General features: G+C 50.7%; 9 protein-coding genes. 7 read left to right on the forward strand and 2 right to left on the reverse strand.

Going from position 1 to position 12,460, the window contains the following annotated elements; genetic code table 11:
* Window positions 1-936 precede the first annotated feature (936 nt).
* The 3 genes from QZ303_RS05370 (at window position 937) to uvrA (ending at window position 5,402) form a co-directional block, all read left to right on the forward strand.
* The gene (locus tag QZ303_RS05370) at window positions 937-1,809 is read left to right on the forward strand and encodes a hypothetical protein (RefSeq protein WP_295730209.1); all 873 of its coding nucleotides are present in this window, start codon (window positions 937-939) and stop codon (window positions 1,807-1,809) included.
* Window positions 1,810-1,874: 65 nt separating this feature from the next.
* Complete coding sequence (locus tag QZ303_RS05375) at window positions 1,875-2,414, forward strand: carbonic anhydrase (protein WP_295730211.1); 540 nt, start codon at window positions 1,875-1,877, stop codon at window positions 2,412-2,414.
* A gap of 180 nt (window positions 2,415-2,594) precedes the next feature.
* Window positions 2,595-5,402, forward strand: coding sequence for an excinuclease ABC subunit UvrA (gene uvrA, locus QZ303_RS05380; RefSeq protein WP_295730213.1), 2,808 nt, complete (start codon window positions 2,595-2,597; stop codon window positions 5,400-5,402).
* On the opposite strand, the gene QZ303_RS05385 is transcribed toward uvrA, so the two are convergent.
* The gene (locus QZ303_RS05385) at window positions 5,386-7,119 is read right to left on the reverse strand and encodes a 5'-nucleotidase C-terminal domain-containing protein (RefSeq protein WP_295730215.1); all 1,734 of its coding nucleotides are present in this window, start codon (window positions 7,117-7,119) and stop codon (window positions 5,386-5,388) included. The genes uvrA and QZ303_RS05385 overlap by 17 nt on opposite strands.
* Window positions 7,120-7,160: 41 nt before the next feature.
* On the opposite strand from QZ303_RS05385, the gene QZ303_RS05390 reads away from it, so the two are divergent.
* The 4 genes from QZ303_RS05390 (at window position 7,161) to QZ303_RS10605 (ending at window position 9,806) form a co-directional block, all read left to right on the forward strand.
* On the forward strand, window positions 7,161-7,508 hold the full coding sequence (locus QZ303_RS05390) for a hypothetical protein (RefSeq protein ID WP_295730218.1): 348 nt from the start codon (window positions 7,161-7,163) through the stop codon (window positions 7,506-7,508).
* Entirely contained in the window at window positions 7,450-8,451 is a 1,002-nt protein-coding gene (locus QZ303_RS05395; RefSeq protein WP_295730222.1) for a hypothetical protein, read from the forward strand. Before QZ303_RS05390 ends, QZ303_RS05395 begins: the two co-directional genes overlap by 59 nt.
* A 4-nt stretch (window positions 8,452-8,455) precedes the next feature.
* Entirely contained in the window at window positions 8,456-9,421 is a 966-nt protein-coding gene (locus QZ303_RS05400; protein ID WP_295730224.1) for a hypothetical protein, read from the forward strand.
* A gap of 94 nt (window positions 9,422-9,515) precedes the next feature.
* Window positions 9,516-9,806, forward strand: coding sequence for a PH domain-containing protein (locus tag QZ303_RS10605; protein WP_363322818.1), 291 nt, complete (start codon window positions 9,516-9,518; stop codon window positions 9,804-9,806).
* A 213-nt stretch (window positions 9,807-10,019) separates the two neighbouring features.
* Here QZ303_RS10605 and QZ303_RS05405 read toward each other — a convergent pair whose 3' ends face one another.
* On the reverse strand, window positions 10,020-12,203 hold the full coding sequence (locus QZ303_RS05405; protein ID WP_295730323.1) for an alpha-galactosidase: 2,184 nt from the start codon (window positions 12,201-12,203) through the stop codon (window positions 10,020-10,022).
* Window positions 12,204-12,460: the final 257 nt, after the last annotated feature.

Consider the following 12,460-nt stretch of genomic DNA (forward strand, 5'->3'; position numbering starts at 1 on the left):
ATGACCGCCATGAGGCGATGGCCGTTATCGGTGTTCAGCATTGCCCATAGGCGAAATGCGGTCAATGGGTGTCAGTGCCTGCACCTTCACCTTTTGACGGCATAACGCCGACAGCATGGAAGACCGCTCCGCCTCTCATCGCTTTCCTTATCTGAAAAGAAAGTCGAGATAAGCACAACGAAAGCGGTATAGATGACAGCGAAACTCAAAGACATAAAGCTACTGCCTGTCTATATTGAGAAAAAATCCCGACGAGCAGTATTTAAGAAATGTGAATCAAATTGTTAGGAATTGCTAAATCGAACTCTCGGACTTGCACAGCCGGGATGAAATGATTAAATTTGCATTAGTGATTGGATAGCCTGTGGAGTCAGGCTCCAGAGCCGAAAATCCGGGTGCTGATATTTGGCACTAAAACGGCACTAATAAAATTCTGATATATCTAACTATTTGATATAACTGCATTTAGGCAGGAGAGGCACGCCCCCTGTCTTTCCGCAAATCAAGCAACCAAAGCTGCTGTAAATCAAACATTTACGGTAGCTTTTTTATATACATACAAAAATCCATACAAATTGTAGGCAAACCTTGACTCACACAACGGTGTTGTTTGTTAATCACTGGAAAAGCCTCAATGGAGGATTTTATAAGTCGCTTAGAAAAAGATGGTTATATCGTGCCATACAAGATGGATAAACATGGTAATTGGATCTATAAACTTACAATAAAAGCAATAGATAGATTCAATCCTGTATCATGAAAATATGGAGTTGCTGTTTTTCGCCCGGTATTTTTCACTGTTGTTTTTAAACAACCTCTAAAATTTGCTTTTGCTATCTACTTATTCGTATCTTTGCGCTATCACGGCCGATTTCTGTAAATCGGCGTTTAGCTCCGATTTTGCGTATGTCTATATCCTGTAAGATACTGATTCTATTGGCCTCCTTTGCCTTTCTCGGTGGACTGTCGGCCAAAGCCTCAGGCAATCCGGCGTGCAAGGATTTGTACACCCTCAAGAAAACGAAAAAAGCGCTGGGAGATGTGTTCTATCATGGTAACAGGAGTAAACTGCTCGACTTTAGCAGGATTGATAATAGTGACTTGTTTGAAATATATCTGACCCCGACAGACTATTCATCAATTGAAGATTGCGATAAATCGCTCAGTGATGGTGACATTCGTTTGAATCCGGACGTATTCAGAGGGAATATTCCGGCTAACGGGGTGCTCGGCGATGATTTCCGTCGTATAGAAGTTTATTTCTATCCCGACATGGTTAAAATTGACTCACTCACATACGCGGTGAGGGGGCGTACAAAAGTGAAAACTAATGTGTGCGATTTTACCGGACATATCAGGATAAAGAAGATTTTTCGCGGTATTGAGCATGATATGGATTCTACATATTCCTATAGCATAATCGCAGAGTATTTGCTGAAGGAGGATGCGTCGCAAAAAGGGAGCGGGGAATTACGTGGTATATTACAAGCGGACGCGTGCACATTAAAGGATACCCCCGATGTTGTCAGGATTGACGAATCATGGGCTGATGCCGATGGATACTTCAACCGCACTTTTGTCGGTACATGGCGCAGCTATAATGATCCTGCATTGGTCAAACGTTGTATGTGGGGCGATTATCGGTTGCCTTTCTGCTTTGATTTTGATATCGGTGACGGAGAAATGATGGTTAATCCAGACTATGCTTCTCCGGAGTGGGACAGATGGATGTATCGTAAGGACATTGAACTTATCCTTTCCGAGGATGGCGTACATTACAATGCAAAATATAGGAATCCCTGGTGGTGAAATCCCGGGGGGACTGTGACTGACTCTTAACCATATATTCTATAATACAGAATCAATTCTATTCTATGATTGACGAAATACTTGAATTCAACCGCCGCTTCGTTGCGGAAAAGCAATATGAAGCGTTTGCCACTTCGAAATATCCCGACAAGAAGATTGCCATAGTCACGTGTATGGACACACGTCTCACCCACCTCCTTCCGGCGGCTCTGGGCATAAAGAACGGCGATGTGAAGATGATCAAGAATGCCGGAGGCACCATTACCAACCCGTTCGACTCAACCATGCGCTCGTTGCTCGTGGCGATCTATGAGCTGGGTGTCGATGAAATTATGGTGATAGGCCATACCGGATGTGGAGTCCAGGGCATGAACGCATCGGAAATGCTCGGCCATATGCGCAGCCGTGGCATCTCGGAGGAACATATCTCCCTTATGCGCCATTGCGGCATAGACCTTGACAGCTGGCTTCACGGATTCGACGACACCGGCGGAGCTGTCCACGAGACTGTCGACCTTGTACGCAACCATCCGCTTGTCCCCGCCGACGTGTCGGTGCGTGGTTTCATAATAGACTCTTCCACCGGGCTGCTCTCCCCGCTGTGATGTAAAATCCCGGTGTCATATCGTACGTCGTGGTTAACACTTTTTGAGGGGGCGTTAAGTTTTATGTGGATTTTTGAGCGCGATTTATTAGTAACTTTGTGGGTTAATTTGGCCTGAGATATGATGGTTGCCGCCGGATGGCGGCACCATGTATCGGAGGCCTGTATCCATAAGGTAGCAATGTCTGAACGCAACATTCTCATACAAGGAGCAAGGGTAAACAATCTCAAAAACGTAAGCGTCGAGATTCCGCGCAACCGTCTGGTGGTGATCACCGGAGTCAGCGGGAGCGGAAAGTCGAGCCTTGCCTTTGACACATTATATGCCGAGGGGCAGCGGCGTTACGTAGAGAGCCTTTCGGCCTACGCGCGCCAGTTCCTCGGGAAGATGGCCAAGCCTGAGGTCGATTTCATCAGAGGACTCCCCCCGGCCATAGCCATCGAGCAGAAGGTCAACACGCGCAATCCACGCTCTACTGTCGGCACTTCTACGGAAATCTACGATTATATGCGCCTGCTTTTCGGGCGCATCGGTCGTACGTATTCCCCGGTGTCGGGAGAGGAGGTGCGCAAGCACACGGTCGACGACGTGCTTGCCGCAGCAACATCCTATCCTGAAGGCACACGCATGGCGGTGGCCGCACCGATAATATTGCCTGAAGGGCGCACGATGGGTCAGCAGCTCGACATATTCATGAAGGGCGGCTACTCGCGCGTCGTCACTCTGCCTGACGGACGGTTCCGGGAAATTGAGGAGTTGCTTGCCGCATCCGACGTGCCGACATCACCGGACGGGATGCTACTGCTCGTCGACAGGCTTGCCGTGGCTCACGACGGCGACGAGCTGAGTCGTCTGGCCGATTCGGCGGAGACGGCGTTTTTCGAGGGGCGCGACGAGATGGCGCTCATGGTGTGGGACGACGGTGGCGACGTGAATGTGCACCGCTTCTCCAAGCGTTTCGAGGCCGACGGAATCGTTTTCCGTGAGCCGAACGAGCTGATGTTCAACTTCAACAACCCCTACGGCGCGTGCCCCGTGTGTGAGGGTTTCGGCAAGACCGTAGGCATTGACCCGGCGCTTGTCGTGCCCGATCCGTCGCTGTCGGTCTATGACGATGCGGTGGTGTGCTGGCGAGGCGACAAGATGAGCGAATGCAAGCGCGATCTGGTCCGCCTCGCGCCTCAGCTCGGATTTCCTATCCACAAGCCATATTGCGAGCTTACTCCCGACCAGCTCGACATACTTTGGCACGGGCGCGGCCGGTTCTACGGCATCGACGGATTTTTCCGTTGGGTAGATGAAAACCAGTATAAGATACAATATCGTGTGATGAAAGCGCGCTACCGTGGCAAGACTGTCTGCCCGGAATGCCACGGCTCAAGGCTGAAGCATGACGCCTCGTATGTGAAGGTCGGTGGCCGCACCATCACAGAACTGGTGGGGATGCCTGTCGGGGAGCTGCGCCGCTGGTTTTCCGCTCTGGTGCTTGATGACAACGACAGCCGTATAGCATCGCGACTGCTCACGGAGATAAACAGCCGCATAGGGTTTCTCTGCGACGTGGGGCTCGGCTACCTCATGCTCGACCGCCTGTCATCGACCCTTTCCGGAGGCGAGAGCCAGCGCATCAACCTCGCAACGTCGCTCGGAAGCAGTCTCGTAGGCTCGCTATATATTCTCGACGAGCCGAGCATCGGCCTTCATCCGCGCGACACGGCCAAGCTAATCGAGGTGTTGCGCCGCCTCCAGGGCATAGGCAACACCGTGGTCATCGTGGAGCACGATGCTGAGATCATGCGCGCCGCCGACTATCTTATCGACGTGGGGCGGGATGCCGGCCGCCTTGGCGGCAACATTGTGTATCAAGGCCCGGTGGATTCCCTCCCGGCGGATTCCGGCGAATCATACACCGTGAAATACCTGCGCGGCGAGATGGCGGTTCCCCTCCCGTCGACGCGTCGCCGCTGGAGGGATTACATAGAGGTGGTCGGCGCACGCGAGCATAATCTGAAAAATGTCGACGTGCGCTTCCCTCTCGGTGTGATGACCGTGGTGACCGGTGTGAGCGGCAGCGGCAAGTCGACGCTCGTGCGCGACGTGCTGTGGCGCGCCATGGTGCGTCATCTCGGCGAGGCCGGCAATGCCCCGGGCCTCCACAAGGAATTGCGCGGCGACCTGTCGCGTATCTCCGCTGTCGAGTTTGTCGACCAGGATCCGATAGGGCGCTCTTCGCGCAGCAATGCGGCGACCTATCTGAAGGCTTACGATGAGATTCGCCGTCTTTTCGCCGAACAGCAGGGTGCGCGCCAGATGGGATTCACACCTGCGTTTTTCTCGTTCAACACCGAGGGCGGCCGATGTGAGGAATGTAAAGGAGAGGGGACTGTAACGATAGAGATGCAGTTCATGGCCGATATAGTGATACCGTGCGAGACGTGCCACGGCCAGCGGTTCAAGCCCGAAATCCTTGAAGTGCGCTATCGCGGGCATAACATCAACGATGTACTTGAGATGACCGTCAACCGGGCCATGGAATTCTTCGGCGAGGACCCCTCGTCGATCACTCGCAAGATTGTCAAGCGGTTGAAGCCATTGCAGGATGTCGGTCTCGGCTATATAAAGCTCGGTCAGTCGTCATCGACACTTTCCGGCGGCGAGAACCAGCGTGTGAAGCTCGCATACTATCTTGCGCAGGAGAAGCCGCAGCCCACCATGTTCATCTTCGACGAGCCGACCACCGGCCTGCATCTCAACGACATCAACAAGTTGATGGACAGCTTCGACCGTCTCATCGCGCAAGGCCACACGGTTATCATCATCGAGCACAACCTCGATGTGATAAAGTGTGCCGACCATGTGATCGACATCGGCCCGGAGGGCGGCGAGGCGGGCGGCTACATCGTGGCCACCGGCACTCCCGAGCAGATTGCCGCCTGCCCCGGGAGCTACACCGGCCGCTACCTCGCCCCACTCATTCGCCGAACATGAGGGCGCGGTCGCGACGGGCTGCCGTACGGGTCATCTTCTCGGGGACGAACTTCCACTGGCCGAGCGGTCGGGGATCTACCTTCCCGTGAGCCTTGATGTACTTCGTGAGGTAATGCCGCAGGTCGCGGTCGGTCGAGCTTATGATGCGCGACGGAAGCTCCTTGTGGGGTATGCCTGCGCCTTTTGTCAGCAGCTCTCCACCTCCGTTGCCACGGTAGGAGTTCAGTGCCACCTTGTAATGCTTTTCAGGGCTGAACGGCTCGCCGTCGGCCATCTTCAGTATTCGGATCTTCTCCCCCTCGGGCTTGGTGACGTCCACCTCGTAGATTATCCCGGCGGCGGAGTCGAAATTGTAGCTCGCGTTTTTGAGTTTCGAGTGGGTCTGGTCGCCGCTGCGCGTGCCGTCGCTGAACAGGAGCAGATGGTCGGAGGACGATTCCATCTGTTGGGTCCACAGTCCGTATGAGCGCTCCAGATAGTTCTTTATCTCCTCTCCTGTCAGGTCCATCACGTAAAGCATGTTCTCATACTTGTAGAGGTTGAACATGTCGCCCACCGTGATAGGCCCTGCGGGTATTGTGGCGTCGTAGCTCAGGGGAGCGACAAACGATATGTCGGCCCCGGTGATGTCGAGCTGCAGGCGGTGGATCAGGTCGACGAAGGCCGAGGGGCCGAAGTATGCGTCGCGGGTGGTGACGGGGCGCGTCATAGTCCCTATCGGGGTGTCGACGTATCGCTCCACCGTGGCCATCTCCGGGGAGAATTGCATCATGAACAGGCTGTCGGGCGCATAGCCGTCCATGTCGGCTATCCTGCCGTCGATCTTCTTCCCGGCGACGCGACCGAGGCTGTCGAGGGTGAATGTGATCGCCACGTCGGCAAGGTGCACGGCGTTGTTGGCAGGGTTCATCACCAGCACGCTGTCGCCCGCGGTGTTGACCGTCCATTTCTTGTCGACCCTATGGTCATGGCCCATCAGCACCACGTCGAATCCCGGCACGCGCTGCGCCACTTCAAGCGACGCATTCTCTTTGTGGCCGACCAGTATGTTGCCCGACTGCCCCGAATGGAACAGTCCCACCAGCACGTCGGGATGCTCGCGCTCCATTATTACCGGCACCCACTTGCGCGCGGTCTCCTCCATGTCGTCAAACCGCAGCCCCTTCCATAGCGTCTCCGGCAGCCACGCCGGAATGCCCGGTGTGATCATGCCCAGTATTGCCACCTTTATCCCCTTGCGCTCCACCACGGTATATGGCCGGAAATGTGGCTGTCCCGTCGCTGTGTTGATCACATTCGCGCCCAGCACCGGCATGCGGCACTCTCCCGCCCAGCGATCCATCACCTTGCGGCCCGTCTCCACGTCGTGGTTGCCTATGGTCCCCGCGTCGTAGCCGATGAAATCGAGCATCCGCGCGGCGATATGCGGCGACACGGTATCGACATAGTTGTAGTAGTAGACCGTCGGCTGCCCCTGGAGTATGTCGCCGTTGTCCACCACTATCACAGCGTCATCGCCGGCTTGTGTCCTCACGTCGTTGACCGCCGAGGCCACCCTGGCGAGGCTTCCTTTGGCCGGTTTGCGCGTGATGAAATTAGTAGGATAGAAGTTGCCGTGCACGTCGCTCGTCTGTAGTAGCCGCAGCGTCACCTCCTCGTTTGCCGACAGCGACACCGCCGCCAATAGCCCGAGGACTGATATGATCATTCTCTTCATGACAGGATTATGAACTGACTTAAACTTATAAAAAAAATTGCATGGACGCGAGCCTTTCCGGCCCGTTTCCATGCAAATGTATCTTTTTTATTTGGTTTCTACAAGCGTCAGAGGGCTTCCAGCAGCAGCACGCGCGACGAGAAGTCGGTGGCGTCAGCCTTGTCGACGTTGTGGAACGCCGGCTTGCTGATACCGGCATTACGCTACTTACAAGCACCGCAGATTGTATTAAAGATAAGTTAATAAAATTTAAATTTGGGCAAAATGCAAAAATAATATCTTTTTTTGCAAAAAAACGATATGAGTATTTCGGAATCAATATACCTCACAATGTTGACATTGATCACTACGTTCAAGTGTTCTTCTGCATGTTTGAATTGTTGTTTTGAATGTAATCCAAATAAGGAAGAAAAAATAAGCTATAATGATGCTGAACGCTATATAAGAACGAGTTTAGCCACGTTTAATAGCATTAAAGTTGTCGTTTTAACAGGCGGAGAAAGCTTTTTAGATTTGCCTTTTCTGATTAAGTTAATTAACAATTACGGCTTAATTTGTCGTGTTGTCACTAATGGCTTTTGGGCTAAATCATATGAAAATGCCGTACGGATTCTTAAATTATGTAAAGAAGCTGGATTGAATGAGATAAATTACAGTACTGGTGATGAGCATTTGGAATTTGTTCCATTGGAATCTGTAGTAAACGGGATAAAGGCCGCATTGGATTTGGAATTGATAACTGTTGTAAATATTGAATCAGCAGAAGAACGGAATTTCAAAATGTGTGATTTGATAAAAAATGAGGGTCTAAAGCCATATATCAATAGCAATAAGGCTCGGATATTAAAATTCACAAATGGAATCTGGATGCCATTCACTCAAGAAGGATTGAAGAGTCTGCCTAAATTATATACAAAAATCGCTCATCCTTGTAAGCAAAGATGTACGAATCTGTTTTCTGCAATTACAATATCTCCTACAAATAGATTATATGCATGTTGTGGACTGCCTGTTAAATATATTAAATACTTAGACTTGGGTGATGTACATATTCATGAAATTGAAGCTTTATATAAACAACAATTTGATGATTTCATGAAGATATGGCTATTTGTAGATGGCCCTTATCGTATATTGATGTTTTTAGAGGAAAAGCTTGGACATGAAATTCCGGAATGCCGGGTGTTGTCACATTCATGTTTCTATTGTGCATGTTTATTTACGAATAAACAATATCTATCAGCGGCAAAGAGATATTATAGAGATCGGTATTATTCTGTAATGCTGAAGTTCTCTTTCCTTATCAAGCAGATGAACAATATTAAAAAGTAGTCAAATGAGATACCCTAAAAGGAATTTTACTCGTATAGTTATATGGACTGTTTCAAGCAGTATGATGACGAATGCGTGTACAGGTTATGTTCATGATGAAGATGTCATTATAGGCGATAATGAAGTCTCTTCTACAAATGGGATAAGTGCAATAAGTATACATTTGTCAGATGAACAAACTTCATCATGTGAATATATGATGGAATTGGCAGATAAAATAGTTAATGATAGAAATTTTGCAAGAAATCCAACTCATTATTTGGGGAGTCGTTCTACTGATACGGAATCTGGCAATGAAGTTGCGTTTGAAATGGATGATTCTATATTAAGGATTCTTAGAGCTTTATCCGATGAGGAAATTGCTGACGCTATATCAAATAATGACATAAAGAGATACATACATCTGATGTACCAGAAAGGATTATTAAATCAAAATTTGCGTGAATATGAAAGCGTACTTTCATCTGAAGATAAGAAAAAATTGTTGGAATCAATTGGTATGAGTGATTTAGCGGACAACGAAATTGATGAAATCGTTGTGGGCGCGATTACTTTTTTGTTTTATTTTGTCGCAGCGGTAGTTTCATGTGCTACAGTTCTGTTTACTACTATTGTTACCGCTCAGTTTGGATTCGGATATGTAGTAGCTACGACAATGGCTGCATATACCGATGTTAAAGTCGCAGGCAGTTCTCATACTTATCTTGATATCAGTCGAGATTTTGATATATGGGTGCTTTCTAAAGAGCAAGATCATTCGATATTTTTAAAAGATGAGAATCTGGATAAGGCCGTGGACGATGTCGTCTGTGGCTTTAAAGAGATTGTCGAAAGTAATAAGAATAGCGAAGCTAAGATTGATGATAACAAGATGAAGCAAACAATAAATCTTAATATTAATAAGCAGTTGGAAATATCCGCCAAGTTAATAAATAAGACTGATGATGAAAGTATACAAATCAAAGATTGATAGTGGACTGGTAATTTTAGTCCTGTCGTTGACTCTATTACCTATTGTACCTGTTTTTTTAGCAGATAAAGATATCATTGTCATAGGGTTGGTAATGTCCGTGGCAATATTTGAAATTATTACATTTACTGGGTTCAAATATATAATAGACGGAACTAAGCTTACTGTAAGCATGCTTTATGTGATGAAGGAGACGTATGATATTTGCGATATCGTGGAAGTGAAATCCACCAACACAATACTTGCATCGCCTGCAGCGTCTATGGATCGATTGGCTATATCGTTTAAGGATAGACGTTCTCCGTTGATCATATCGCCTAAGGATAAACGTGCGTTTGTTCAAGAACTGATATCAATAAATCCGAATATACGGACAAATTTGTAGGAATATGCCCCCTACCGTACGCCAATTGCAATACATGGAGTTTTGGGGAAAGGTATGATGCATCTGAGTACATTCGTATATTCATGTGTTGGGATTAACAACTTAGGCGATTTTAATGGGACTGAATATCATCAAAAGATACAATTGCATGGACGCGGGCCGTCAGGCCCGCGTCCATGCAATTGTATCTTTTTTATTTGGTTCTTACAAGCGTCAGAGGGCTTCCAGCAGCAGCACGCGCGACGAGAAGTCGGTGGCGTCAGCCTTGTCGACGTTGTGGAACGCCGGCATCGGCAGTCCGTTTGACATGAGCGCGCGTCCCGTGAAGGTCTTGCCCTCGAAGGGTAGCGCCTTCTGGTCGATACGGTTCAGCTCGGTCACGCGGTAGGTCTTGTCGGGGTCGAGCCCGTCCATCGGCACTCGGTGGAGCTGCTCGGCTGCCATCGACTCTGTTTTCCACCAGAAGAATGCCGCGCGGTCCTTTTCGGGGGATACGTACATGAGCGAAGCCACACCCTTCTTGTCGAACGGCGACTGCAGGCGGTAGAGGTCGCCGAGCTGCACTGTCGGGCGTATCGTCTTGTAGTCGGCGATGGCGCGGCGTGTCTGCTCCTTCTCTGCGTCGCTCATGTCCTTGGGCTGCAGTTCCATGCCCAGGCGTCCGGCCATGGCCACGTCAGTGCGGTATTTCAGCGACGTGCGGCGTCCCGTCTGATGGTTGGGCGCGGCGCTGATATGGCTGCCCATGCCTATCGCCGGGAAGAAATAGCTCGTGCCCCACTGGATGTAGACGCGTTGCAGCGCGTCGGTGTTGTCGCTCGTCCAGTACTCGTCAAACCAGGGGAGGTAGCCGTAGTTCACACGTCCGCCGCCTGAGGAGCAAGCCTGGATCACCACGTCGGGATGCTTCTCGCGTATGCGGTCGAGGGCCTTCGTGAGTCCGCGCCAGTATTCTATGTTGTTGTGGCCCTGTTTTGAGGCCGGGAGATACTGCGAGCCATGTACGGCCATGGCGTTGTTGGCGTCCCACTTGATGTAGGCTATCTCGGGATATTTGGTAAGGAGCGTGTCGACTATAGTGAATACGATATCCTGGCATTTCGGATTGGCGAGGTCGAGGGCCACCTGTGCGTCGCCTCGACCGCGCACGTTCGGACGGTTGGAGGCCTTTATGATATATTCCGGATGCTTCTCATATAGCTCGCTCTTTTCGTCGAGCATCTCAGGCTCGATCCATATGCCGAACTTCACACCTGCCTTCTTGGCGGCATCGGTCAGCCCTTTGATGCCGTTGGGAAGTTTCGTGGTGTTGACCACCCAGTCGCCGAGACCCTGCGAACGATGGTCGCGCGGATACTTGTCGCCGAACCATCCGTCGTCCATCACGAACAGCTCGCCGCCAAGCGACGCTATGTCCTCCATCATCTGCACCATCTCATTCTCCTTGACGTCGAAGTAGACGCCCTCCCACGAGTTGAGCAGCACGTCGCGAAGCTTGTCGCCGTGGGCCAGCTTGTTGGCTCGTCCCCAGCGGTGGAAGTTGCGGCTCGCCTGCCCCAGGCCCTTGTCGCTGTAGGTGACGGCAAGCGTCGGGGTGGTGAACGTCTCACCCTTCTCCAGCTTATAGGGCGAATTCTCCTCGTTTATGCCTGCGAAAAAGTGGATCCAGTTGCTGTTGTCGTTGAGCGTGCGCAACTTGAAGCTGCCGGGGTAGCAGAGCGCCGCTCCTATCACGCGTCCCGACTTCTCCTTCGGCTTGCCGTCGAGCGAGAACATCATCTCTCCGTGGGCGGCATGGTTGGGGCGAAGTGCGTCGCGCGACTTCACCACTTTCAGTCCGTGGGGCACGGGCATCTCTTCGAGCCATCCCTCCTTGGCCCACTCGCCGAAGAGGTTGCTGCTCCACACGTCGCCATAGGGGAGGGCGATGTAGCCCGAGGCATACTGGGTGAGGTCGACCGTGCCCTTTTCGCCGTGGTAGATTTCGCTCCACATCTCGATGATGTCATCGTCGGGATATGTGCGGTAGTTGAGGCGCACGTAGAAGGGATAGTATTTGTCCTTGAGATTGATCGAGGTGGTGTTGCCGTCGTGTTCCACGCCGTCGACCACGAGGTCGAGCGTCATGTTGCCGTCGGTGTGCACCGCAGCTACTGCTGTCTCGCGCCGGGTATTCATGCCGTATGGGGCATATGCGTTGACCGACGGAGAGGAAGATGAGAGCATCGACTTGATGTCGGCGTCGGTAAGCTTGTCTCCGTAATGGTAGAAACGGAGTTCTTTGCCTTTGTCGGCTTTAAGCACAAGCGACGTGGCAGGTGTCGACACATGCACGGTCTCGGCTGTTGCATTGATGATGCCGATGGCCGGAAGTGCCAGAAGAGAGGCGAATGCCATGGTCGGTTTAAAGGTCATAAATTTATTGTTTTAAGGTTATATGTTGCGGAAAGTCTGTGTAATTTACGTGTTAAATTTCGTAATGAAAATCCAACGTAGCAAAATTAGACATTATTTTTTTGTTTCGCAAGTGGTTTCGTTGCGTTTTCATATCGTTGTTATGCTGTTTTCATTTTGAAATTCAGGAAAGAGGCATACTTCAGGGGGCGGCATAATGTCATATTTGCACGTCAGCCGGTAGTTTGCTAAATTTGTTT

The organism is uncultured Muribaculum sp. (assembly GCF_910583865.1).
Taxonomy (GTDB): Bacteria; Bacteroidota; Bacteroidia; order Bacteroidales; family Muribaculaceae; genus Muribaculum.